The organism is Acinetobacter sp. AOR18_HL (assembly GCF_027855145.1).
Lineage (GTDB): Bacteria > Pseudomonadota > Gammaproteobacteria > Pseudomonadales > Moraxellaceae > Acinetobacter > Acinetobacter pittii.
Map to the genome: position 1 here is coordinate 51043 of NZ_JAKTIG010000007.1, position 24572 is coordinate 75614.

Sequence of the window (24572 nt, forward strand, 5' to 3'; positions counted from 1 at the left end):
AGTAATGCGACTTTTTGTCGCTATAGAAGTGCCTGCAATCTTTTTGTTCCTAGCTTCTGCAATAGGAGCAGTTCAAATTGCCGCAGCTCTTGGATGGTAATAGTAAATAATTTCCATTAAAGAAAAGATGGCCTTCAAATGAACCAGATTCGAAACTACCTTCGATAATAGTATTGTTATGTGTCCCTTTAAAAGATTTAGCTGGTAAATAAATACTAAAGCTCATATTATTTAGGTTATTCAATGATTTATTTAATCCTAGCATTTATAAAAATATGAGTAAACGTAACTATAGGTAAAATATGATAAAAAGATATTTAGTAAAAGGACTATTTGTTTTAACTCTTGGCATGTCTGTCTATGGAAATGATAAAGTTCCAAGTACTCATATTTCTAAATCAGCGCCAAAAGATCTAACAGCAGAGGCACGTATAAAACTTTATAAAAATGGTTCATTTGAGGTAGTTCTTACTAAGAGTAGTGGTGATCTAGAGCAAGATGAAAAAATTTTAAAAATGATAAGAGCTGCAAACTTTATGAAATTTCAGGAAAAGCTGAATCTTAGATATAAGAATCTGGATTATCCAGTTTACTTCACTCAACCATTTATAATTACTCCAGCTACAGACGAAGTTAAAACCGAAGAATAAATCTTTTTTGCGTTATAATGGATGTGATGTAAGTAAATTGCACTACTGACCTTAAAGAAAGCTCACAAAGATATGGGCTTTATTTATTACATAGTGCTTAAAAAATATACAGAAACCACCCTAAAACGAGTTGGAACGCTACAAACACGAATGATACTTTAAGTTTCACTCTTCCCAATAAGTGAGGTGAGCAATGAAATTGTTAGCTTTGATTAGTATGGGAGTTGCAGCGAGTTATTGGTATAAAACTATAAAAGATAGCAAGCCAACTCTTCTGAAACCTAATTTTGATGAAATAGTAAAAAACTTTGTATTAGCAGAATTTAAAGCCTAATGCATTTAATAATCTTAATTAACTAAAAAGCTCATCGGAAGATGGGCTTTTTTATTGTGATGGATCTTAAAATTACTTTACTGAAGAAGTCATTTAATTAGATGATCGATTTTTTAGTCATGAAAAAAATAATACAGCTCAAAGAACGGCGTGTTATGGTATGTAAACACCTCCAAAATATGGATTAGATATGTCAGACAATACAACGAAATGGCTTTGTGTAGGTGGTGTACTAAGTGGAGAATGGAGAGAGCAGCAATTAGAAGCTTTTGATGTTGATCCTAATGATTTAAATACTCATAGTTATGAACCCATGAAACTTATTAATCCTGTTACCAAAGCAGAACAGCACTTTTATGTATATACGGAGTTACAGGAACAGGCATATGAAAGGGCAATAAATTTTGCCTTATACAAAAATCAATAAGGATGAGAGAGCACTGAGGTGCTCTTTTTAATGAGTGGGTAAGTACTGGTTAACTAGAAATACAATTAAAAAAGCCCCTCATATCTGAGAGACTAGTCATATCAATTTTCTGGAATGAATGGCTGCAATTTCTTAAAATAACTAAACAAATCAAATTGATAAAAGTAGTTAATAGTATAATAAATCAGTGCACTAATTTATTCTTAATAGTAGCAAGACCTCAAAATAACTTCCAAGGCACTGTTAATAAGAAATTATTTGTTATTTGGATCAGGTTGATCATTATTCTCAGGCAGATCTTTTACGGTGCCAGGAACTTCTGATGGTTGAGTTTCAGTAGATGGTTGTGTTGCAGAATGCTTATTCATTTGGGCTTTAACGACATTAGCGTTGTTAGTTGTATTTTGAGAAAAACTTTTAAAACCTGACATTTTTATCTTCTTATCTTCACTAAGGAAAGTTCATACTACGCTTTAAATCACTTTACATTACGGTTGTTTTAAGACTGATATGTGTTGATATGTCATAGAAATGGACTTTATTTCGACTGTATATTTCGTAAATAAAATCAATTATATGTAACCTGTTGAGTCTTATCCTTTAAAACTAGAAATTATCCTATCTCAATTTCAAGTAGGGGTACATAAAGCACACATATATAAATTTTCTCAATGTACAGATGATTAAATTTTAAAAATTAATTTAAATTAGTTGCCTACAAAATATTGATAGTATAAAAATTTTGTTAAGCATAATATGTCTAATTAAATTGGAGCATATAAATGCTAAAAGACATTACAATTATTGATTACCAAGGAAAAGAAACAAGGGCACAGGCAAACTATACAGAGGAAAATACTAATAGAATCAATCATTCATCTAGAGTTCAGAGAACTAAAGTTGAATATATTTTATTAAGAGGTGAATTTATTTACCCTACTTTAAATATGGTTTTCAACAGTTCTGATGGCAACAGCTATTATATAGAATATAAATGACCTACTTCGGTGGGTTTTTTATGAGTGATCTATATATAAAAAGACCAGTTAATTGGTCTCTATTAGTCGAACATGTTTAGCTATAGGAAGTCCTGCTAAAGATTTATTATTAGCAGAACTTTTATTTTCATATAATTTTTAAATAACAAATGATCAAGAGTTAAAGGATCAGGCTTTTTGGAAAGAATAAAAGTTAGAATAAATATATAAAGCAGATCATGAATATAAAAAAACCAACTTGTCCAAGTTATTAAATCTAGTCCTGATGGAATTGTATAGATGCCTACTGTGATGAATGCAATAAAACAAATAAAGATTAAGATCAAACAAGAAAGTTGAGTAAACAGCCCGATGGTAAGCAATAGCCCTAGTACAAACTCACAAAGAGACACAAAGACAGCCATGAATTCAGGAAATGGTATTCCTGCATGAATTATAGTATCCAACATAATTTGCTGATTCTTTTCTACAAATAGCTTGTTATAACCAGTTGTTAAAAAGAATAGCCCAACTGATATTCTTATTAAGGCTACGGAAAAATTACTAAATTGTGGTGAGTAGAGGGGATTTTGGTAAAATATTTTCAACATAGAGCGGGAAAAAAGTGGAGAAATATTCTAGAAATATGGATGAAGTGTTCACGCTTAAGCAAGTTTTGTGATGTATGATATTTGTCTTTCAATTCTTTACGCTAAAAAGAAATTGACTGATTTTATTTTAAAAATTAATAGATTATAACAATACAGTAAGCCCTATGCTATATGGGCTGTGGGCGGGGGGTTACCTTTCTAATTTATGATATATTGATTCTAAATAGATAATTAGTATTTAGAAATATGAAAAAGTATATTCTTTGGGGGCTTGTGATAAGCCTACTTTCAGCTTGCTCAAATAATGTATTAAATGCTGAAGCTCCTAAACAAGCTCAAGAACAGCAACAAAAGATAGAATCTAAGCCTCTAGTACCTAGCAAAAGTAAAGAATGGGATGCGTCTTTTGATTGTGATCCAGTTAAAGCTAAGAATCTCATAGGTAAAACTGATTTAACAGAAAAGCAGATCCTATCGATGACTAATGCAAGAGTCTATCGAAGTGCTTACATTGGGGAGCCAGTTACAGAAGAATTTCGCCCCGACAGAGTCACTATAGTAATCAACCCAGAAACTAAAAGAATAGTTGCTAGTATGTGTGGTTAACTTAGAAAATAAACAAAAAATAACGGATTATAATTTTTTGTTTTAGAAACTGTAATTTCCAAGCTTTTCCTTAAAAATATTATATTTACTTATAAAATATTAAGGGAAATCTTTAGGGGATTTGGCTTTCGCCTCAATTTTGGTTGGTTTTTATATAAACAATATATCGCTATATTTAAGTCTTATTTTTGACCAGAAGGTAAAAATGAAAAAAATATTAGCGCTAACAATTTTAATTTCATCATCTTGTACATTTGCTGCATCAAATGAAGGAATTGAGCAGGACATCCATAGTTATTCTTTATTGCATGGCGTTAGCACAGCAGAAGCAAATAAAGCATTATTTTTAGAAGCTAACCGAAACTCTGCCTTAGATGCTATTGAAGAAGAATTTAAAGGACGTATCGCTGGCATTTATATTGAAAACTTGCCTACATATAAAATTGTGGTCAGAGTCAAAGGTTATGGCCAGAATGAAAAGAGAAATATAGTAGTAGGAAACGCAATTTCTAAAGGTGAGCTGCCTATTGATATTCAATACGGGGCTAAAGAAAGTAGAGAAGAGGCTAGAAGTCAGATAAATAAAGTACTAAAGCTTGTAAAAAATTATTTTTATACCATTCAAACAGTTAGCTACAATGAAAAAATGGGAATATTGTTGCAGAAGTTGAAGGAAAAATTACTATTGAAAATTTAAAGAAGGTTGAACAGATACAATCCCTTTGGAAAAATCCAAATCTACCAATTGAAATTAAATTTGTTAATTGGTCTATTAAGCCATTATAGTTTGTATAATTAATTCTTCTAAGTAACGTTAAAATAACATGTTTATAGAATTTAAAGATTTGAAGAAAAAACGAAACATAGCTTTATTAATTGTAATTTTTCTTATTTTTAGTGGTGGGTATTTAGTTGTTAACAATAAGGGAAATATTCAAAGAGTTGAATCAGCGATATATACCGATAAAACTATAAGTGAGAAATTTGGAGAAATTAAAAGTTATAGTATTCGTAGTTTTGGATCGGACCATTATTCTAGTCCTAAGCGACCAGCTTACTCTTATAAGGTTGATATAACTGGTGAGAAAGCTGATGGGATAGTTGAAATTGATATGAGAAAAGATCAAGAACAGCTTAAATATCTATATACGATTAAAATTACGGATGTAAGTCCTCATAGTTTTCGTATACGAATAGGAAAACATTGATACATCTTAGTCTTTAAGATTTGTTATAAATCAAAAATTAATTCTGCCAATACGGTGTGTCTCCATAGATTTCTGAAAAATAATCTATCACTGCTCTAATATTGAGTGGCGGATGGCGGACATTTGGATAAATGGCTGCAATATGCTGGGGCTGTGATTTAATCGCGACTTCATATTCAGGTAAAAGCTTGATTAAGTCGCCTTGTTTTAAAGCCTCGCCAATCAACCAGTCCGGAAATAAAACAATCCCCATACCATGAAGCGCAGCTGTCATTAAACTCTCGGCATTGTTTGAAGAAAGTAAGGGGGTAATTGGATAATGTATCCATTCTTCATTGGGCTTTCTCACTAACCAACGGTTAGGACCTTCAAAACCTTTATAGACTAAGCATTTGTGTTGATTAAGTTCTGTTGGCTGATCAAGAACACCATATTCGGCAACATACTGAGGAGAGGCGGCCAAATGATACTTTTGTGTACCAAAAATACGTGCATGAAATGATGAGTCGGTCAGCGTTCCAATGCGAAATATTAAATCGGTGCTTTCGCGTAACGGATCTATAAATTCATCGGTTTGTATTAGTTCTATTAAGAGTCTTGGATAACGTTCTGATAAACCTGCCAACCACGGCGCAATATGCCGTTGACCAAAAAACATAGGGGCATTAATTCGGACGAGTCCGGATGGCTCTATAGTTTTATCTTGTAATGCCTTTTGTGCTTCATCAAATTGTTCGGTAATTCTTTTTGCATATTCAAAAAATAATTTGCCCGATTCGGTCGGTGTGATTGCTCGCGTATTACGGTAGAAAAGTTGCTGTCCCAATGCATCTTCAAGCTGTTGGATGGTTCGAGAAATCATAGATGCAGACACATCTTCTTTACGCGCTACATTCGAGAAGTTTTGTGCGTTATAAACACTAATAAAGAAGCGAAGCGTGCGGATATCAATCGAATTTGTTAAATCCATTTGTGCAATTTCTGCAAAAGTGATTCATGAATTATGCTGTTTTTCTGATGAATTGGCTACTTTAGTATTCGTTGCCTAGATACAGAAGAGGCAATGTAGATGCAAATTCTATTACTACTCCTAACGATTTTAGGGGGAATGGGGCTATCGGTCGAAGCAGGGCTTTTAGGGCCGTTAGGAAAGGAGGTGGGTGAGTTGTGGGCCACGTTTAGTATTTTTGGCGTGGGTGCAGCACTTACCTTTTTACTCATGCTGTTTTTTAGTCCACGTAATAGTCCTTCATTTTTTACGCTTCCTTCTTGGCAATTACTCGGTGGTGTTCTTGGCCCTGCTTACGTCATTATTTTGACCATTACCACTCCAATTATCGGTATTGCCATGACGATGATAGGCATTTTAGCGGGGCAGGTGTCTAAAAGTCTGATCATCGACCACTATGGTTTGTTGGGGACTCCACACCGAAAGGTAGACCGTAAACGAATTTTGGCACTCATCTTTATTGTTGTTGCACTTGTACTTGTCGCAAAAGCATAGGAGACGCGCATGACAATTTTAATGATTCTTCTCGCCGTCATTGGTGGTGCTTTACTGAGTGTGCAAGCTGCAATTAATGGTCAACTTGGAGCTAAGGTTGGTGTATTTCGTAGTGCTTTTTTGACTTTCTCGGTCGGTGCTTTAATTACAGCACTCCTTATTTTTTACTTTGAACCTAAACAAACCTTAACCTTGTTAGATGTTCCCAAATGGCAGTTGTTGGGTGCTATGTGTGGAGTGCCGTATATTGTCATTATGGTAATGGCCATGCAAAGAATTGGAGCTGCCGTAGCTACGGTAGCTGTAATTTTTGGACAACTTTTGATGAGTATCTTGATTGATAACTTTGGCTGGTTTGGTAATGAAATGCTCTCTTTTTCACCGTATCGATTAGGAGCGCTAATCTGCCTAGGGATTGCTTTATATTTTATCTATTCAAGTCAAGTAGTAAAAACAAAAAGATAGAGGCGTAATACACGCTTAAAATTGAAATTAATATAGCTCTCATTGTTAGTCGTAAAGCATACTAATAATGAGGCTATACTTCATATTTTAAGTACTTTGATAAATGAAAGAAGTTGCTGTCTAGAGATAGAATTAAAATATAAGAAATATGGTAAAGTTAAAAACCTAATTCAATACATTAAAATTGATATCAAGCTATTGTAGGAAAAACATGGTTAAAATTAAACCTCACCCAGCAACAAGCGGAAATGCATCGGCTGATCGCCTTTTAACTTTGTTAACTGCTTTTAGAATAGGTGATAAATCTTTAACCCTAGCAGAACTCGCAGAACGAACAGAATTAAATAAAGCAACCATCATGCGCTTAATCGTTTCGCTAGAAGATTTTGGTTTTGTTAACCGTCTTTCGGATGGCAGATATACGCTTGCCAGCGAAGTTATGCGTTTAAATACAATTTATCAAGATGCTTTAGATCTAGAAAGACATGTGGTGCCGTGTTTACAGCAACTTGTTGATGAAACTGGTGAAACTGCTTCATTTTACGTTAAACATGGGGCATATCGTCTTTGCCAATATAGAGTGAACTCTACCCATCGACTGCGTGTTCATATTCAGCCGGGCGAAGTTCGACCAATGGATGGGGCGGCAGGCGCTCAAGCATTGCGATCAACACACGAACAAGTTTTAGCGAGAACTGAACCTTTTTATTCAACGGGTGTAACGGAACCACATGCTGCTTCAATGGCATTGCCAGTATTTGACGCTCAAAATGATGTGGTTGGAGCATTAGTCGTTTCGGGGCCATCAAGTCGTTTTACTGCGGAAATTGCAAAATCTGTGGGGGATTTTTTCTTCAAAATTGCAGATGATTTGACCAAAAGTTTAGGTGGTAAGAGTATTCGTAATTAATTCTAATATTGTAGATATAAAAAAGGGGCTAATGATTTAGCCCCTTTTTTATGTATGCTATTTACGAAGTACTTTGTGGTTGGCTAAACAAAACAGCTTTCTTTCTAGACATAACAAAAACCATGATAGCCGACACGAGATTTAAGGCTGCAAGTGGAAGTAAGGCAATAGCGTGGCTTCCTGTTGCATCATGAATTGCGCCATAGATATTCACCATCATGCCGCCACCAATTAAATTAGCACATGCACCAATGGCTGCTAGACCTGCCGCCGTTGTAGTCGGTGACATCCATGAGGATGCTAAAGCCCAGAAAGGACCTTTCATAGAATAAGCACCAATTAATACGATACTGAGTAAAAAGATTGTGCCAATAAGTGAAGACGTGAACAAAGCAATTAATAAACCAAATGAGATCATCAATAGTGTGATTGCTGTATGCCAACGGCGTTCATTTTTACGATCAGAACTACGACCCCAAAAAATCATTGCAATAGAAGCTAAGCCATAAGGAATCGCATTTACTAAACCGATTTCTAAATTACTCAAACCAAATGATTTAATTAATTGTGGTGCCCAAACACTCATTGTACTTCCAGCAGCAGAAGCACCAGAATAAATAATGATCATAGACCAAATATATTTATTCTTTAAAAGTTGCCATAGTGAAATATGGCCAATTGGGGTTTTTTGTTGGCGTTCAAACTGTAATCTTTCAACTAACCAAGCTTTTTGTTCGCTATTGAGCCATTTTGCTTGTTCTGGTCGATCTGTGAGTGCAAATAGGCAGGCAATACCTAATAAAATGGCAGGGATACCTTCTAAAATAAATAGCCAATGCCACCCACGCATGCCCATCCAGCCATCTAGCGATAATAAAAGTCCAGATAGTGGTGAACCGATAAAGTTTGCACCTGGAATTGCCACCATAAATATTGCAACCATTCTGGCTCTATAGTTTGCAGGCAACCAATAGGTTAAATATAAAATTACACCAGGGAAAAAGCCTGCTTCGGCAGCACCGAGTAAGAATCGCATAATATATAATGATGTAGAGCTTTCAACGAATGCTGTTGCGGCTGTAATCACTCCCCACGTCACCATAATTCGAGCAATCCATACTTTTGCTCCAAATTTTTGCATGGCGAGGTTGCTGGGTACTTCAAATAGAAAATATGCAAAGAAAAATAAGCTACTGGCAAAACCAAAAGCAGTAGCTGTTAATCCAAGGTCTTCATTCATTTGTAATGAAGCCATACCAATATTGCCACGATCAATAATAGCGATGACATAACAAAGTGTTAAAAAAGGCAGTAATCGCCACGCCACCTTGCGCATCGTTTCGCGTTCAATCGCACTTACTTGAGAATATTCTGTAGACATAAAAAAATCCTTTTTTATATTCAGTATTTTAATTGTTCTCGCATCTAAAAGCTTAGAAACAATTGAGTTCCATGATTAGCTATTGAGTAACTTCCAGTTAGCGATAGCTCGTGGGTTTAGTAATTGGCCATCCCAAATACTCACAATCTGTTCAAGTGCTAAAAGACCGACGCGATTACGTGAATCTGTTGTGTTTGCTCCTATGTGGGGAGTCACAACCAAGTTAGGTAATTCCCATAGTGGATTATCTTTTTCTGGTGGTTCTGAAGAAAAGGTATCTAAACCTGCACCAGCAATTTTATTATTTTTTAATGCATCAACTAATGCAGCTTGATCAATTAATTCACCACGTGCGGTATTGATTAAGATGCTTGAGCGTTTCATCTTTTCAAATTGGGCATGAGAAAATAAGTGTCTATTCTCTGCTGTAAGTGGGCAATGTAGGCTAATAATGTCACTGGTTTCTAAAAGTTTTTCAAAGTCGTGTTCCTGTTCTACATAATCGAGCTCTGGCAAATTTTGTAAAAACGGATCATATACTTTTACTTTCATGTTTAAGGGAGCCACTAACTTCATGAGTATGCTACCGATTGCCCCTAAACCAATTAAGCCCAGTGTTTTACCATATAACTCCACGCCATTTGCACTTGCTTTGTCCCAATGACCTTCTCGAATACGTTGGTCTAACCATGTGACTTGTCGCGCAACATTAAACATGAGTGCAAAAGCGTGTTCGGCAACAGATTGTGCATTTGCGCCTACTGCAATAGTGACAGGAATTTTTCGTTCAGCAGCAGCTTGAGTGTCAATTGTGTCAAACCCAACACCATGTTTTGCAATCACTTTTAAATTATCAGAAGCAAAAATCATATCTCTAGAAAGTTTGCCTGTTCGAACAATGATTGCATCAGGTTGTTCATCATGGATGAGTTTTTCCATTTCATCTTTTGCCATGTAGGGTTCAGTTGGAATCAACTGAATATCATGGGACTGAGCATACAGTAACGCATCTGAAGTTAATGTTGGCCCCGTGATAAGAACTTTACGTTTCATTTTGACTTGCACTCCATTTAAGTATTTTGAGCAAAATACGTCCTTAATAATCCACATTATTAAAACGTCATTTCAAAAAAATAGTCAATAGTAAAAACTAAATTTAAAAATTGAGTGAAATTCAGCTCAAATTTAGTTTAAATTTAATTAAAAATGAAATGACATTTCAAAAAAATACTGTCATATTAATTTGCACAAGAAAACTGATGTAAGGGAAAAGTTATGGCAATTGGTTTTAGAGTGCTAAAAAACGACAGAAAAGTTGAGCAAAAATGGATTGAGCAATATCGAGATCTACCAGTCGCTAATGTAAGTGATTCAATGAACCGGATGACTTCAGGTGGGGCTCAATTAAGACCAATGCATAAAAAGGGATATCTTTGTGGGCCTGCCATTACAGTTAAGGCTCGTCCGGGTGACAACTTGATGTTGCACTATGCTATTGATATCGCCCAACCGGGAGACGTCATTGTGGTTGATGCTGGTGGCGATCTAACCAATGCATTAATTGGAGAGATGATGGTTGCGTATGCTATTAAGAAAGGTATAGCTGGCATCGTTATTAATGGCGCTATTCGTGATTCAGTTGTCATTGGAGAGGGAGATTTTCCACTTTTTGCAGCAGGAGTATCACATCGAGGACCTTATAAAGACGGACCGGGGGAAATTAATGTCCCTATCGCAATCAATGGAATGGTAATTGAACCGGGAGACTTAATTTTAGGTGATGAAGATGGGCTTTTAAGCGTGCCTTATGCAGAAGTTGAAGAAGTTTATCTGAAAGCAAGCGCCAAACATGCCGCTGAACAAAAGCAATTAGAGCAAATCGCCGTAGGTGAAAATGATCGTAGTTGGGTGATTAACAGCTTAAAACAAAAAGGATGTGAATTACCGGAATAAGGTTATTCAAAACCATTCAAACACAAAGGGAACTAGCGAAGTCAATGATTGAGCTTCGTTAGCCTATCTAAAGTTAATTCAATAATCATTATTTTACTGATTGAAAAATAGGAAATTTCAATTCGGTCTATGTGATTTCGTCTAAAGGAAAAGGACATGAAATATAAAGGGATAATTTCTTTATCATTATTAATGAGTATTACTTTGCAGCAAGCCAAAGCTGAAAGCGAAGATAACTCAGCGCTAAATGAAAAAATAATTAAACTACAACAGCAAATAGATTATCTCATGGAGAGGCAGAATTTAAATCAAAATAGCGGATTGAATAAAGCACCTGAATTGAGTCAAAACAAAACATCAAACACTGACAAGCCTGTTTCGGCTGAACAGACTAAAATTAAATTTTATGGAAATATACGTGTTGATGCTGCATATGATTTTGAAGGTTCAACGCGTTCAATTGCGAATAAGACAGGATCAATACCATTAGATAATTCAAACTCAACAAGCAAATCATTAAATGTTTCTGCCGCGACTTCACGTGTAGGGGTGGATATTGTTAAGCCCACCTCGAAAGGAGATTTGGTTGGAAAGCTAGAAGCCGACTTCATGGGAAGTGGTGGAGATAACGGTAATGGTTCGGTTCGGGTTAGACACGCTTATATTTCACTAGGAAATTGGTTAATTGGTCAGACGACTTCACCTTTTGTGAATAGTGATACAGCTCCAAGTTTGGTTGATTTTACAGGTGCGATGGGCACAGGAACTCAGCGTAATATTCAAATCCGTTATCAGCACATCGTTGATGCCAAACAAAAATTATTATTCGCTTTGGAAGGCGGTGATGTTGAAAATAAAAATGTAGAAGGTGGAAGCCGTTTTCCTGCATTAACCATGCGATATGAATTTAAAAATCCAGATTTTTTGGTTCAATTGCATGGCATGCTTCATGAAAATCGAGCAGTTTCTGACACGAATGAAGAGCAAACTAAACTTGCTTGGGGTGCTGGATTAGGCACAAAGTATAAGCTTTCCGAAAATGACTCAGTTGTGTTTAATTACTATCACATCGCTGGCGATAACCGTTACATGCTTTATTCAAAAGATAATGATGCCTTCTACTTTGATCAAAATCGGATGTATTTAAGTGAATTTGATTCTATTGAGTTAGGGTATCTACGCAAATGGAATGAAAATTTACGCTCTTCTTTGTCTGCTGGTAGTCTTATCTATAAAGATTCAAATTTTTCAGAAAATAATCCTGATCAAAATAAAAGGCTAATCAATGCAAGCGTCAATTTATTTTGGACGCCTGTTGAGAAAGTCGATCTCGGTGTTGAATACACCTATGGGAAGAGAGAAACATTTTCAGATTTAGAAGGGAAACTATCTCGAATCAACTTATTAGGTCGATACAATTTTTAATGTAATCACAGCCACTTTAATATCAGAAGTGGCTTTCTTTTATTTGAGAAGGACTAATATTGTGGAACAAATTAATTATGCTAATGCAAGATCACAATTTTCAAAGGTCATGGAAAGAGTGCTGTTAGGTTACGCCGTAAAAATTACACGAAAAGAGAAAGATGCTGTGGTTCTAATTAGTGAAAAAGCATACCTTGAATATAAAAATGCAATGTTTGAGCTCAATAAATTAAAAAACAAAGATTTTTAACCCGCAACAATCCGCTTCTCAAGCATCTCCATAAAAGTTTTTAAAATAATATTATGGTTTTTGCCTTTGTGAGTAATTAAACAAATGGGGGTGCTGTAATGCATTTTTTCTTTTGAAACAGCTTGCATAAAACCATCTTCAACCCATTTTTTTGCATAGTGGTCGGGTAAAAAACCCAAGAATTTTCCAGTTAAAATCAGAAATGCAATTCCTTCACGGTCACTTGCCGTCGCTTTACAGTCTAAAAGTTGGTGCAACTTTGCTGCTTCTGGTGTGATGGCATAATTAGGAAGGACTGCTTGCCATGTTTTTAACTCATCTAGATTTATGTTGCTGCACTGGCTGAACAACGGATGATTTTTGCCGCAATATAAAAATGAACTCTCGCTATATAAATCGAAATAGTCTAGACCAGACAATGGCGTCACAAGGGGGATAACGCCTGCGTGCAAACGGTTATCGAGCACACGGCATTCAATATCTGAAAGGGTGCTCATACTAATGTTAATAATCACTTCGGCATGTTCCTCTGCAAGTTGGGTCAACGTATTGGTGATATAGCCTCTAGGCATAGTCACAAGATTGTTAATAATACCGATATTAAACTCACCCTTAAGGCGGTTATGCATTTGGTTGACTTTAGAGCGGAAGTCTTCAATGGCTGCCGTAAGCACTTCTATATATTCTAAAATTTTCCGTCCTTCATCGGTCAGGGCAAATCCGGCACGGCCTCGCTGACATAGCCGAATACCTAAACGATTTTCTAAATCACTCATATGCAAACTAATTGCAGAACGGCTAATGCCAAGAATGCTTTCTGCAGATGTAAAACTATGACAGTCGCAAACCGTTTTAAATATTTTAAGTAATTTAATATCAAAATCAGTGACTTGATTTAATTTTTTAGGTTTCATTTAGTTTTGTTTTTTTAAATCTAAACTCAAGATAATTTGAATTTATCAAACTTATCACGCTATGTACACTCAAAACCATAATTTGAAAATAAACAGGAATGGTTATGTTTGATACGGATAAATTCAGCGACTCAGAGCATACATTGGATGCGGTTCAAACTAATAATAATATGCACATAAATTATCAGGCACACTGGATGCCTTTCTCTGCAAATCGGAACTTTGCTAAAGATCCGCGCATGATTGTGGGCGCAAAAGGATCATACCTAATTGATGATTCTGGTCGTGAAATTTATGACTCACTCTCAGGTCTATGGACCTGTGGTGCAGGTCATACGCTTCCTGAAATTCAACAAGCGGTAAGTGCACAATTAGGTCAGCTCGATTACTCACCAGCTTTTCAGTTTGGTCATCCATTGTCTTTTAAGCTGGCAGATAAAATTGTTCAACACATGCCTGAAAAATTACAACATGTTTTCTTTACCAACTCGGGCTCAGAGTCGGCAGATACGGCGATCAAAATGGCACGTGCGTATTGGCGTATTAAAGGTAAACCAAGTAAAACCAAATTGATTGGTCGTGCACGTGGCTATCATGGTGTAAACGTTGCGGGAACAAGCTTAGGCGGTATTGGTGGCAACCGTAAAATGTTTGGTCAGCTTATGGATGTAGACCATTTACCGCATACCTTGCAGCCGAATTTAACTTTTACCAAAGGTTGTGCAGAAACAGGTGGGATAGAACTTGCCAATGAAATGCTTAAGTTAATTGAGCTACACGATGCTTCAAATATTGCAGCCGTAATTGTTGAACCTATTTCTGGTTCGGCGGGCTGTATTGTACCGCCAACGGGCTATTTACAACGTTTAAGAGAGATCTGTGATCAGCATGACATCTTGTTAATTTTTGATGAGGTGATTACTGGTTTTGGCCGTCTAGGAACATGGACTGCCGCAGAATATTTTGGGGTAACACCAGATATTTTGAACTTTGCGAAACAAGTAACCAATGGTGCCATTCCTTTAGGTGGTGTGGTGGCGAGCCATGAAATTTACTCAGCCTTTATGCAGCAAGACTTACCTGAACATGCCATTGAATTTACCCACGGCTATACCTATTCGGCGCATCCAGTCGCTTGTGCGGCTGCTTTAGCTACGCTTGAAGTTTTAGAGAAGAAAAACTTATTAGCTCAATCTGCGGCATTAGCGCCAACTTTTGAAAAAATGCTGCATGGTTTAAAAGGCGCGCCGCACATTTTAGATATTCGTAATTGTGGTTTGATAGGTGCTTTGCAGTTAGCACCACGTGATGGCGATGCCACAATCCGAGGCTTCGAGCTTGGTATGAAACTTTGGAAAGAAGGGTTCTATGTTCGCTTTGGAGGCGACACGCTTCAGTTCGGCCCAATGTTTAACAGTACAGAAGCAGATATTGACCGCTTATTGAATGCTGTTGGCGATGCACTTTATCAAGTGAATTAAGGTTTATTAGGCATTTTACCGAGGTCTGTAATGCCAACAGACCCATCTTCAAAATCTAAATGAAAAATACAGTTTGATCTGAAAATTAATTGTAGTAAGGAGTAACAACAATGACAAATGGCCTAGAAGATTTTAGCTATGAAGAAGTTTCAACTGAAAATAGTACGCATAGTGAACAAGCCAAAAAAGTGCTAGGGCATTTCATTCAAGGAAGAATTGTATCTAAAACGGCAAGAAAACAGCCAGTTTACAATCCTGCGACGGGTGAAATTAGTAAAGAAGTCGAAATTGCAGATGCTCAAACGGTAAATGAAGCAGTTCAGGTAGCCGAACAAGCATTTCCTGCATGGCGAGATACACCAGTCATTAAACGTGCGCGTGTCATGTTTAAGTTCAAACAATTATTAGAACAAAATGCTGAAAAGATTTGCGCTTTGATTGGACAAGAGCACGGTAAAATTTCTCATGATGCTCAAGGCGAATTACAACGTGGTATTGAAAATGTTGAATACGCTTGCGGTGCACCAGAGCTTTTAAAAGGGGAATATTCAAAAAATGTCGGTCCAGATATCGACTCATGGAGCGAGTTCCAACCTTTAGGTGTTGTGGCTGGGATCACACCGTTTAACTTCCCGGCCATGGTGGCTTTGTGGATGTTCCCAATGGCACTGGTTTGCGGTAACTGCTTTATTTTAAAACCTTCTGAAAAAGCGCCTTCTGTGGTTTTATACCTTGCAGAATTATTAAAGCAGGCGGGTTTACCTGACGGCGTGTTTAACGTGGTGAATGGTGATAAAGAAGCGGTAGATGCCTTATTGCATCATCCTCGTATTCAGGCGGTTAGCTTTGTGGGTTCAACACCAATTGCTGAATATATTTACCGTACTGCAACATCCACGGGCAAACGTTGCCAAGCATTAGGTGGGGCAAAAAACCACGCGATTATTATGCCTGATGCCGATATTGATAACGTAGTCACTTCATTGTTAGGTGCAGCTTTTGGTTCTTCAGGTGAACGTTGTATGGCATTGTCAGTAGCAGTTGCGATTGGTGATGAAGTTGCCGATGTCGTGATTGATAAGCTGACTCAAGAAATGAAAAAATTGAAGTTCGGCAACTATGCAGATGCAAGCAACGACTTTGGGCCACTTATTACCCAAGCACATAAAGACAAGGTACAAGCCTATATTCAAAGTGCAGAACAGCAAGGCGCTAAAATTGTGGTAGATGGTCGTGATGCAAAACCGGCAGGCTATGAAAAAGGTTTCTTCGTTGGACCGACTTTAATTGACCAAGTCACGCCGAACATGACCAGCTACCAACAAGAAATTTTTGGTCCTGTACTGCAAGTTATGCGTGTGAATACTATGCAAGAAGCCATGCAACTCATTAATGACCACGAATATGGCAACGGTACTTGTATCTATACCCGTGATGGGGAAGCAGCACGCTATTTTAGTAGCCATATTCAAGTTGGTATGGTGGGTATTAATGTGCCTTTACCGGTACCTGTTGCTTATCATAGTTTTGGTGGTTGGAAGCGTTCATTGTTTGGTGATTTACATGCTTATGGTCCAGATGGTGTCCGTTTTTACACACGCCGTAAAACCATTACGCAACGTTGGCCGTCTGCTCAGGTCCGTGAAGCAAAACAATTTTCAATGCCAACTTTAAATTAATTATTGCAACAAGGGGGAAAACAATAAGTTTTCCCTTTTTCATTACCGTAGGATTTTAAACATGTAATAGATTGTTTTTATAGATATATTTTTAAGGATTGAAATATGAATAATGATACAACAAAAAAATTAGGCGAAGGACTTTCAAATCGCCATATCACAATGATTAGTATTGGCGGTGTTATTGGTGCAGGTTTATTTGTAGGCTCATCTTCTGCAATTGCCAAGGCCGGACCAGCAGTGATTCTTGCATACCTGATTACCAGCATTATGGTATTTCTGGTCATGCGAATGTTAGGTGAGATGGCCGTTTTAGAACCAGACACTGGTTCATTTTCTACATATGCTCGTAAAGCGATTGGCCCTTGGGCAGGCTTTACCATTGGTTGGTTATATTGGTGGTTTTGGGTGCTTGCGATTCCTGTAGAAGCCATTGCAGGTGCTGAAATTTTACATTCGTGGTTTCCGAACGTTTCAGTTTCTATCTATGCGTTCTGTTTTATTGTGTTCCTAAGCTTAGCCAACTTTTTTAGTACCAAAAGTTTTGGTGAGTTTGAGTTCTGGTTTTCCTTAGTTAAAGTGGTTGCCATTATCGGTTTCATTATTATTGGTATTTTGGCAATTTCAGGTATTTGGCCTTTAGCTAAAAATGTTAGCGGTGTTGCCAATTTATACAATAATGCTGGTTTTATGCCGCACGGTATGGGAGGCATTTTATCGGCAATTATAATTACGGCATTTTCATTCTTTGGCGTAGAAATTGTCTCAATTGCCGCAGCAGAATCATCAAACCCTAAACAGAAAATTAGACGTGCAACGAACCTCGTGTTGTACCGCATTATTCTTTTCTTCGTGGTCTCAATGTTTATTGCCGTTTCACTTGTCGATTGGCGTTCACCGGACTTACAGAAATACGGGACATTCCAATACGTTTTAATGAGCTTGAACGTACCGGGCACTAAACTCATCATTGATACGGTCGTGTTTATCGCCGTTGCGAGTTGTATGAATGCTGCGATTTATACGTCCTCTCGTATGCTATTTCGTTTGGGCACTCGTAGTGAAGCGCCACAAGCCGTAACTAAAATCAATTATACGGGTGTACCTGCAATAGCTGTGTTTTCTTCAACTTTTATTGGTTTAGTATGTTGTGTTATTAACTATGTATTCCCTGGAAAAGTATTTGGCTTATTGCTTTCAAGCACAGGGTCAATTGCTTTACTGGTGTACTTAGTTATTGCGTTCTCACAACTACGTTTAAGACATAAGTTAGAAGCAGCTGGAGCCGAAATACCATTTAAAATGTGGTTATTCCCATGGCTTACTTGGTTTGTGATTATTATTATTTTAAGTGTGTTAGCTTATATGTTCTTATCGCCAGCATATAGTTATGAAACCACTTTATCTTTAGGTGTAACTTCGCTTGTGGTTGTTTGTGGGTTGTTCGTCACGCGAAAGCGTAAAGCAACCAGAGCGGTTGCCATGAATTTGGATTAATTAAAAAAGATTTTATAAAGACTTTGTGTGGAGCAATTTATCCCTCTACTCAAAGTCTTTTTATTTTTATTAGATTTTAATAGTGTCTGATTAAATATTCTATTCAGAAAAAAGTTCAAAACATACTCTCCTTAACCATTGGTTGCTTGGTGTTTGATGAACTCGTGCATGCCAATGCTGCTTTACGCTATAAGTCGGAAAATGATAAGGCGGTTCTAAAACTTTTAGACCACCTCTGACTAAAAGCACCTGACTTAAATAATGAGGAATAGTCGCAATCGCGTCTGTGTCTTGAACAACCAAGCCAACCCCTAAATAGCTTGGCAAGCGAACTAGAATATTTCGGTTTACTCCCAGTTTTTGTAACTCATGCTCCAGCACGTAGTGCCCACCCGTTGCGAAAATATCAACATGTAGTTCTTGGCGAAATTCTTGGTCTGAAAGCGTTGTGCTTATAAGCCTCGGGTGTTCTTTACTGGCAATGCAAATATAACGTTGCTGGAAAAGTGTTTGCTGATAAAAACCTGCTTCAAGCTGAGGCAAAAAACCAATGGCTAAATCAATATCACCATTTGACATCATGATTGGTGTATTGGCATCAATGGGAACAATTTCTAGGCGAATGTTAGGCGCATGGGCACGTAAATAATTGATCAGTTTAGGTAATAAAACCAGATGGCTAATATCTGTCATGCTGATTTTAAACTGATAATTTGAGGTCTGTGGATCAAATTCAATATTGTAGTTTTGAACCAGTTTTAGTCGGTTCAGAATTTCTACAACCAGCGGATATATTTGTTTAGATAACTCAGTAGGTTGCATCTTATTTTCAATACGGACAAAAAGTGGGTCTTGAAAGTGCTCACGTAATTTATTTAAAGCAATACTTAAAGTTGGTTGTCCAATTTCAAGCTGTTCGGCAGCTTTAGACACACTATTATGTTTATAAATTTCAAAGAAAATTTGTAAAAGCCGAGTATCAAGATCAAACACTTTTTAATATCCTTGTATTGATTTTATCAATACAGACTATTGTTTTTTGTGCATGGATTCAACAATTTTCGATTGTTACATTGATGATCAAGGAAGAATAGGCCGTAAAAGTACAAAGCATTCTTGTGCAAATTGGCCTTAAATAGAGGATCTGAAATGGAACAGTTAGCAACGCTAGATGACTTACCGAAACGTTATCTTGGTCAACTTGAAGGATCAAATTTAGTCCCTTTATGGCCAAGTTTACGCAATGTATTACCTCCGCATAAACCGATGCCGCAGACCGTAGCAACCGCTTGGTATTTTCAGAATATTAAACCTTTATTGCTCGAAGCAGGTGAGTTAACACCAATTGAAAAAGCTGAACGCCGTGTATTGGTTTTAGCTAATCCCGGACATGGTCTGGAAAATATGAAAGCCAGTTCGGTCATGTATCTTGGCATGCAACTTTTATTGCCAAAAGAGTGGGCACCATCACATCGACATACCCCAAATGCAGTACGTCTGATTGTTGAGGGTAAAGGTGCGTATACGACTGTTGAAGGTCAAAAATGCATGATGGAGCATGGGGATTTAATCCTTACACCATCAGGGCTTTGGCATGAACATGGACATGATGGCGATGAGCCTGTGATCTGGTTAGATGTACTGGATTTACCTTTGGTTTATTACATGGAAGCTTCTTATGTACAACCGGGTGAAATTCAAAAAGTGACCAGTGCTGGAAATGCTCATCATTATGGAACGGGCATTGTACCAACAGCACATTTTACCCGTGAAAATGCCTCGTATCCGATCATGCGCTACTCTTGGAAAGAAACCAAAAAAGTTTTGCATGCGCTTGCCGATGATAAAAACCATCAAGCCCCAATTCAGGTGACTTACATCAATCCTGAAACTGGTAATGACTGCCAAAATATTATTGGTTACTCCGCTTTAATGCTCAGATCAAATGAAACTTTACAGCTCCAACCACGCTCTACTGCCCAAATTTTTCATGTGATTGACGGTCAGCTCCAAGTCAAAATTGATCAGAAAGATTTCAATTTAAATAAAGCTGATACGGCATGTGCACCATGTTTTTCACATATTGATTTAATCAATACCTCAGATCAACCATGCTATTTGTTTATTGCAGATGAAGCGCCCTTACAACGGAAATTGGGTCTGTACTCTGTGCGTGAGCGCCAGTAAATAGAATATTTTATAAGGATATAAATCATGTCAAATACTCAACAACCGATATTAATTGCTGGTGGCGGCATTGGCGGGTTTGCAGCTGCACTCGCTTTAGCAAAACAAGGTTTTAAGGTACAGGTTTTTGAACAAGCCCCTGAAATTGGTGAAATTGGTGCTGGAATTCAATTAGGTCCGAACGCATTTCATGCCTTTGATGCGCTGGGAATTGGTGAAATTGCTCGCAGTAAAGCGGTCTATACCGACTATATGGTCATGCATGATGCGATTGATGAATATCAGGTCGGCAAAATTCCAACCGATGAAAAATTCCGTGAACGTTTTGGTAACCCATATGCGGTGATTCACCGTGCCGATATTCATGGTTCATTAGTGGAAGGTGCTAAAAAATACGGCAACTTGGAAATTATCACTAATTGTCATATTCAAAAAGTTGACCAAGGTGATGCTGGCGTAACGATTACTGATCAAAACGGTACGCAATATCATGGTCAGGCACTTATCGGTGCTGACGGTGTTAAATCCGTTGTGCGTGATACCTATGTGGGTGACCCAGCATTGGTTACAGGTCATGTGGTTTACCGTGCTGTAGTACCTGAAAGCGAGTTTCCTGAAGATTTGAAATGGAATGCAGCAAGTATTTGGGTCGGGCCAAATTGCCACCTTGTGCATTATCCACTGCGCGGTGGAAAGGAATATAACGTTGTAGTGACGTTCCATAGCCGTGAGCAAGAACAGTGGGGGGTAACCGATGGTTCTAAAGAAGAAGTGCTGTCTTATTTTCAAGGAATTTGCCCGAAAGCTCGCCAATTGATTGAGTTACCTAAAAGCTGGCGCCGCTGGGCAACTGCAGACCGTGAACCGATTGAAACATGGACTTTTGGCCGTGTGACATTACTTGGTGATGCAGCACATCCAACCACGCAATATATGGCGCAGGGTGCATGTATGGCGATGGAAGACGCCGTCACTTTAGGTGAAGCGTTACGTGTTACCGACCATGACATTTTAAAAGCTTTTGATATTTATCAAAAAGCACGTGTGGCACGTACAGCACGTATTGTTTTGTCTTCACGTGAAATGGGCAAAATTTACCATGCCAAAGGTGTGCAACGCTTGGTTCGCAATGATTTGTGGCGTGGGCGTCCTACTGAACGTTTTTATGATGCAATGGAATGGTTATATGGCTGGAATGTCAATAACTGCCTTGATGCAGTGAAAAACTATCAAGGGAATGTGGCATGAAACTTTATAGCTTTTTCCGTAGCGGTACATCGCATCGAACCCGCATTGTGTTGAACCTTAAAGGTTTGGTTTATGAAGCAGCTTATATCTCACTCGCTAAAAATGAACACCATCAAGCTGCTTTTAAAGCTTTAAATCCGCAAGGATTTGTACCGATACTTGAAACTGAATCTGGAAACTTATTGCAAAGTCCAGCCATTATCGAATGGCTAGAAGAACAATATCCCGAACCCGCTTTATTGCCTACAGATGCATTGGGTCGTGAAAAAGTTCGTGCCATTGCTGCTTTAGTTGGATGTGATGTTCACCCCTTAAACAACAAGCGTGTTCTTGAATATTTACGCCAGTATTTAGGGCTGGATGATGCACAAATCAATGCATGGTGTGCCAAGTGGATTCAAGATGGATTTGCTGCTTTAGAACATATTTTGGAACAAGACCAGAATCGCGAAAAGTTCTGCTATGGCAAGCAACCGACCATTGCAGATGCCTATTTAGTTCCACAAGTAGTTTCTGCCGAGCGTTTTAAAGTCGATTTGTCGGCTTATCCAAACATTAATGAAATTTACCAACATTGCATGACCTTAGAAGCATTTCAAAAAGCAGCACCTGAACAGCAGGCCGATGCATTTTGAGTCGTGATTAACTTAATAGAAGGAATTCATATATGTCATTTATTTTTGAACCAATGACCACTGCGGGTCTATTTATTCACGGCTCAGCGCATAAATTTCCAGTACGCCGTGTGTATTGTGTTGGCCGTAACTATGCTGCTCATGCCCGTGAAATGGGGTATGATCCAGACCGTGAACCCCCATTTTTCTTTTGTAAACCAAATGACCTTGAATCGATTGTTCCGGTAAATACAGCTGCGGTTGATATTCCATATCCATCTGAAACTTCAAATTTTCATTATGAAATCGAGTTGGTTGTTGCAATTGGTAAAGATGCCAAAAATGTCTCGGTTGAGGAGGCAGTGAACTATATCTATGGCTATGCAGTTGGTTTAGATATGACACGCCGTGATTTACAGATGGCAATGCGTGAAAAAGGTCGACCATGGGAAATCGGTAAGGCTTTTGATTTTTCTGCACCAGTTGGCCCAATTCATCCGATTACTCAAACGGGTGAAATCAATAGTGCCGATATTCATTTAACGGTAAATGGTAAAACCGAACAGCACAGCGATGTCAGTCATCTGATTTGGTCTGTGGCCGAAACGATTGCCAATTTGTCTACGCTATTTGAACTAAAAGCAGGTGATTTGATTTTTACAGGAACTCCAGAAGGCGTGGGTGCGGTAGTGAAAGGTGACGTTATGCGTGCAGACATTACTGGACTGACTGGAATTACGGTGAATGTGAAATAAATCAAATTGATCTGATTTATTGAAATAGGTGCTCAACCTAAATAAAAAATACAGTTGGGCACCTTTGCTAAGGATTGCATATACGCCAATGTATTGGCGAAAGGAGCTCTCATGTCTCAAAACTCTATAGACGTACAAAGTTTCATTGATGAAATACCGCTATCGTCTTTGCAAAAATTAATCATGTGGTTGTGTTTTTTAATTGTTGCGATTGATGGTTTTGATACCGCAGCAGTTGGATTTATTGCACCTGCTTTAAAGGCAGAATGGGGGTTGCAAGCAACCGATTTGGCACCTTTATTTGGTGCTGGCTTGTTTGGACTGATGGCAGGCGCACTCATTTTCGGACCGTTATCCGATAAATTAGGCCGTAAACCGATTTTGATTGGGTCGGTCATTATGTTTGGAATTGCCAGTGTTTTTGCCTCTTTTTCAGCAGATTTACAAACCCTAATTATTTGGAGATTTCTCACTGGTTTGGGTCTAGGTGGGGCTTTACCCAATGCAATTACTTTGACCTCTGAATATGCGCCTACATCTCGCCGTTCTAATTTAGTGACTATGATGTTCTGTGGTTTTACCATTGGTTCTGCTCTTGGTGGCATTTTTTCAGCTCAGCTACTTCCTCATATTGGTTGGCACGGTATTTTGCTCATTGGGGGAGTGTTGCCTTTAGCGACCGTACCTTTCTTATATTTTTTATTACCTGAATCTATTCGATTTTTAGTGCTTAAAAAGAAGAGCACCGAGAAAATTGAAAAGATTATTCATCGTATCGCACCGCATTTAAATAGCACACCAACTTTGGTTCCAACAGTCAATGAAGTTGAAAAATCAAGTTTGAAAGATTTGTTTAATAAAGGCTTTGCTCTAGGCACTTTTTTGATTTGGTTTACCTTTTTTATGAGCCTTCTCATTATTTATATGATTTCAAGTTGGATGCCTACTTTATTAACCAATGAGGGCTTTAATTTATCCAACGCATCATGGCTGACTTCAATTTTCCAAATAGGTGGAACCATTGGTGCGATTGTCTTAGGCCTACTAATGGATAAGATGGATGCAACCAAAATTTTAAGTACGGCTTATGTTTTTGGCGGATTCTTCCTGATTTGTTTAGGGTTTGGAATTGAACAGGCAAACACGGCTTTATTGATGTTTGCCATGTTTGGGGTAGGTGCAGGAATTAGTGGTTCGCAAGTGGGAGCAAACGCTTTTGCATCTAGTTTTTATCCAACACATTGCCGTGCAACAGGGGTAAGTTGGGCCAACGCAGTAGGGCGCTCAGGGTCGATTGTGGGGTCAATTATGGGCGGCTGGTTAATGTCATTAAATCTCTCCAGTTTTGAAATTTTAAGTATTTTAGCGATACCTGCATTTTGTGCCGCGGTTTCGTTGTTACTCATTAAACGTTTAAAGAAAAATCGGTCTCAAGTTTTAGTCGCTTCGAATTGAGTCAACACGATTCCACTGAACAAATATATGTCTGTGCCAAA

General features: G+C 37.9%; 28 protein-coding genes. 21 read left to right on the plus strand and 7 right to left on the minus strand.

Annotation, left to right across the window (positions count from 1 at the left end; all coding sequences use genetic code 11):
• Nucleotides 1-302 precede the first annotated feature (302 nt).
• The 3 genes from MKL51_RS02175 (at nucleotide 303) to MKL51_RS02185 (ending at nucleotide 1411) form a co-directional block, all read left to right on the plus strand.
• Nucleotides 303-650 carry a TonB C-terminal domain-containing protein gene (locus tag MKL51_RS02175; RefSeq protein ID WP_017403358.1) on the plus strand — a complete coding sequence of 116 codons (348 nt, stop codon included), beginning with the start codon at nucleotides 303-305 and terminating at the stop codon, nucleotides 648-650.
• 193 nt (nucleotides 651-843) lie between these two features.
• The gene (locus tag MKL51_RS02180) at nucleotides 844-984 is read left to right on the plus strand and encodes a hypothetical protein (protein WP_000770264.1); all 141 of its coding nucleotides are present in this window, start codon (nucleotides 844-846) and stop codon (nucleotides 982-984) included.
• Nucleotides 985-1174: 190 nt separating this feature from the next.
• On the plus strand, nucleotides 1175-1411 hold the full coding sequence (locus MKL51_RS02185) for a hypothetical protein (protein WP_017481067.1): 237 nt from the start codon (nucleotides 1175-1177) through the stop codon (nucleotides 1409-1411).
• A gap of 254 nt (nucleotides 1412-1665) precedes the next feature.
• Here the strand turns inward: MKL51_RS02185 and MKL51_RS02190 are convergent, their stop codons facing one another.
• On the minus strand, nucleotides 1666-1842 hold the full coding sequence (locus tag MKL51_RS02190; RefSeq protein ID WP_162900695.1) for a hypothetical protein: 177 nt from the start codon (nucleotides 1840-1842) through the stop codon (nucleotides 1666-1668).
• A gap of 351 nt (nucleotides 1843-2193) precedes the next feature.
• Between MKL51_RS02190 and MKL51_RS02195 the strand changes: the two genes are divergently transcribed.
• Complete coding sequence (locus MKL51_RS02195) at nucleotides 2194-2409, plus strand: hypothetical protein (protein WP_017481069.1); 216 nt, start codon at nucleotides 2194-2196, stop codon at nucleotides 2407-2409.
• Nucleotides 2410-2504: 95 nt separating this feature from the next.
• Here the strand turns inward: MKL51_RS02195 and MKL51_RS02200 are convergent, their stop codons facing one another.
• On the minus strand, nucleotides 2505-2999 hold the full coding sequence (locus MKL51_RS02200; RefSeq protein ID WP_270904165.1) for a DoxX family protein: 495 nt from the start codon (nucleotides 2997-2999) through the stop codon (nucleotides 2505-2507).
• 246 nt (nucleotides 3000-3245) lie between these two features.
• Between MKL51_RS02200 and MKL51_RS02205 the strand changes: the two genes are divergently transcribed.
• The 3 genes from MKL51_RS02205 (at nucleotide 3246) to MKL51_RS02215 (ending at nucleotide 4813) form a co-directional block, all read left to right on the plus strand.
• On the plus strand, nucleotides 3246-3605 hold the full coding sequence (locus tag MKL51_RS02205; protein WP_017481071.1) for a hypothetical protein: 360 nt from the start codon (nucleotides 3246-3248) through the stop codon (nucleotides 3603-3605).
• Nucleotides 3606-3810: 205 nt separating this feature from the next.
• Entirely contained in the window at nucleotides 3811-4302 is a 492-nt protein-coding gene (locus MKL51_RS02210) for a hypothetical protein (RefSeq protein ID WP_049069458.1), read from the plus strand.
• 127 nt (nucleotides 4303-4429) lie between these two features.
• A complete protein-coding gene (locus tag MKL51_RS02215) occupies nucleotides 4430-4813 on the plus strand; it encodes a hypothetical protein (RefSeq protein WP_005074246.1) in 384 nt (127 codons plus the stop codon).
• Between the two features lie 37 nt (nucleotides 4814-4850).
• Here the strand turns inward: MKL51_RS02215 and MKL51_RS02220 are convergent, their stop codons facing one another.
• Nucleotides 4851-5783 carry a LysR family transcriptional regulator gene (locus tag MKL51_RS02220; RefSeq protein ID WP_032006244.1) on the minus strand — a complete coding sequence of 311 codons (933 nt, stop codon included), beginning with the start codon at nucleotides 5781-5783 and terminating at the stop codon, nucleotides 4851-4853.
• Between the two features lie 99 nt (nucleotides 5784-5882).
• Here MKL51_RS02220 and MKL51_RS02225 point away from each other — a divergent pair, with 99 nt between their 5' ends.
• The 3 genes from MKL51_RS02225 to MKL51_RS02235 all read left to right on the plus strand — a co-directional run bounded on the left by MKL51_RS02225 (nucleotide 5883) and on the right by MKL51_RS02235 (nucleotide 7692).
• Nucleotides 5883-6317: a DMT family transporter gene (locus tag MKL51_RS02225; protein ID WP_002113861.1), complete on the plus strand. Its 435-nt coding sequence runs from the start codon at nucleotides 5883-5885 to the stop codon at nucleotides 6315-6317.
• Between the two features lie 9 nt (nucleotides 6318-6326).
• A complete protein-coding gene (locus MKL51_RS02230; RefSeq protein ID WP_119026717.1) occupies nucleotides 6327-6782 on the plus strand; it encodes a DMT family transporter in 456 nt (151 codons plus the stop codon).
• Nucleotides 6783-6993: 211 nt separating this feature from the next.
• Nucleotides 6994-7692 (plus strand): IclR family transcriptional regulator, encoded by a 699-nt coding sequence (locus MKL51_RS02235; RefSeq protein ID WP_002113797.1) that lies wholly within the window; start codon nucleotides 6994-6996, stop codon nucleotides 7690-7692.
• A 61-nt stretch (nucleotides 7693-7753) separates the two neighbouring features.
• On the opposite strand, the gene MKL51_RS02240 is transcribed toward MKL51_RS02235, so the two are convergent.
• Nucleotides 7754-9073 carry an MFS transporter gene (locus MKL51_RS02240; protein ID WP_032006243.1) on the minus strand — a complete coding sequence of 440 codons (1320 nt, stop codon included), beginning with the start codon at nucleotides 9071-9073 and terminating at the stop codon, nucleotides 7754-7756.
• A 75-nt stretch (nucleotides 9074-9148) separates the two neighbouring features.
• Nucleotides 9149-10138 (minus strand): hydroxyacid dehydrogenase, encoded by a 990-nt coding sequence (locus MKL51_RS02245; protein ID WP_080973570.1) that lies wholly within the window; start codon nucleotides 10136-10138, stop codon nucleotides 9149-9151.
• A gap of 210 nt (nucleotides 10139-10348) precedes the next feature.
• Here MKL51_RS02245 and MKL51_RS02250 point away from each other — a divergent pair, with 210 nt between their 5' ends.
• The 3 genes from MKL51_RS02250 (at nucleotide 10349) to MKL51_RS02260 (ending at nucleotide 12701) form a co-directional block, all read left to right on the plus strand.
• Nucleotides 10349-11026 (plus strand): RraA family protein, encoded by a 678-nt coding sequence (locus MKL51_RS02250; protein WP_005074259.1) that lies wholly within the window; start codon nucleotides 10349-10351, stop codon nucleotides 11024-11026.
• 156 nt (nucleotides 11027-11182) lie between these two features.
• A complete protein-coding gene (locus tag MKL51_RS02255) occupies nucleotides 11183-12451 on the plus strand; it encodes a DcaP family trimeric outer membrane transporter (protein ID WP_032006242.1) in 1269 nt (422 codons plus the stop codon).
• A 61-nt stretch (nucleotides 12452-12512) separates the two neighbouring features.
• The gene (locus tag MKL51_RS02260; RefSeq protein ID WP_000435195.1) at nucleotides 12513-12701 is read left to right on the plus strand and encodes a type II toxin-antitoxin system Phd/YefM family antitoxin; all 189 of its coding nucleotides are present in this window, start codon (nucleotides 12513-12515) and stop codon (nucleotides 12699-12701) included.
• Here the strand turns inward: MKL51_RS02260 and MKL51_RS02265 are convergent.
• A complete protein-coding gene (locus tag MKL51_RS02265) occupies nucleotides 12698-13615 on the minus strand; it encodes a LysR family transcriptional regulator (RefSeq protein WP_032006240.1) in 918 nt (305 codons plus the stop codon). The two genes, MKL51_RS02260 and MKL51_RS02265, sit on opposite strands and share 4 nt — an antisense overlap.
• 98 nt (nucleotides 13616-13713) lie before the next feature.
• On the opposite strand from MKL51_RS02265, the gene MKL51_RS02270 reads away from it, so the two are divergent.
• The 3 genes from MKL51_RS02270 to MKL51_RS02280 all read left to right on the plus strand — a co-directional run bounded on the left by MKL51_RS02270 (nucleotide 13714) and on the right by MKL51_RS02280 (nucleotide 18272).
• Nucleotides 13714-15096 carry an aspartate aminotransferase family protein gene (locus MKL51_RS02270; RefSeq protein WP_080973470.1) on the plus strand — a complete coding sequence of 461 codons (1383 nt, stop codon included), beginning with the start codon at nucleotides 13714-13716 and terminating at the stop codon, nucleotides 15094-15096.
• A gap of 110 nt (nucleotides 15097-15206) precedes the next feature.
• The gene (locus tag MKL51_RS02275) at nucleotides 15207-16775 is read left to right on the plus strand and encodes a CoA-acylating methylmalonate-semialdehyde dehydrogenase (RefSeq protein ID WP_000181286.1); all 1569 of its coding nucleotides are present in this window, start codon (nucleotides 15207-15209) and stop codon (nucleotides 16773-16775) included.
• A 105-nt stretch (nucleotides 16776-16880) separates the two neighbouring features.
• Nucleotides 16881-18272, plus strand: coding sequence for an amino acid permease (locus tag MKL51_RS02280; protein WP_270904166.1), 1392 nt, complete (start codon nucleotides 16881-16883; stop codon nucleotides 18270-18272).
• 99 nt (nucleotides 18273-18371) lie between these two features.
• Here MKL51_RS02280 and MKL51_RS02285 read toward each other — a convergent pair whose 3' ends face one another.
• On the minus strand, nucleotides 18372-19265 hold the full coding sequence (locus tag MKL51_RS02285) for a LysR family transcriptional regulator (RefSeq protein ID WP_017481082.1): 894 nt from the start codon (nucleotides 19263-19265) through the stop codon (nucleotides 18372-18374).
• A 156-nt stretch (nucleotides 19266-19421) separates the two neighbouring features.
• Between MKL51_RS02285 and MKL51_RS02290 the strand changes: the two genes are divergently transcribed.
• The 5 genes from MKL51_RS02290 to MKL51_RS02310 all read left to right on the plus strand — a co-directional run bounded on the left by MKL51_RS02290 (nucleotide 19422) and on the right by MKL51_RS02310 (nucleotide 24531).
• Entirely contained in the window at nucleotides 19422-20459 is a 1038-nt protein-coding gene (locus tag MKL51_RS02290) for a cupin domain-containing protein (RefSeq protein WP_032052089.1), read from the plus strand.
• 27 nt (nucleotides 20460-20486) lie between these two features.
• The gene (locus MKL51_RS02295; protein WP_017481084.1) at nucleotides 20487-21707 is read left to right on the plus strand and encodes a 3-hydroxybenzoate 6-monooxygenase; all 1221 of its coding nucleotides are present in this window, start codon (nucleotides 20487-20489) and stop codon (nucleotides 21705-21707) included.
• On the plus strand, nucleotides 21704-22342 hold the full coding sequence (maiA, locus tag MKL51_RS02300) for a maleylacetoacetate isomerase (protein WP_032006235.1): 639 nt from the start codon (nucleotides 21704-21706) through the stop codon (nucleotides 22340-22342). The genes MKL51_RS02295 and maiA overlap by 4 nt, the downstream gene beginning before the upstream one ends.
• Before the next feature lie 32 nt (nucleotides 22343-22374).
• Nucleotides 22375-23076, plus strand: a complete 702-nt coding sequence (locus tag MKL51_RS02305; RefSeq protein ID WP_270904167.1) for a fumarylacetoacetate hydrolase family protein — start codon at nucleotides 22375-22377, stop codon at nucleotides 23074-23076.
• A 111-nt stretch (nucleotides 23077-23187) separates the two neighbouring features.
• Complete coding sequence (locus tag MKL51_RS02310) at nucleotides 23188-24531, plus strand: MFS transporter (RefSeq protein ID WP_032006233.1); 1344 nt, start codon at nucleotides 23188-23190, stop codon at nucleotides 24529-24531.
• Nucleotides 24532-24572: the final 41 nt, after the last annotated feature.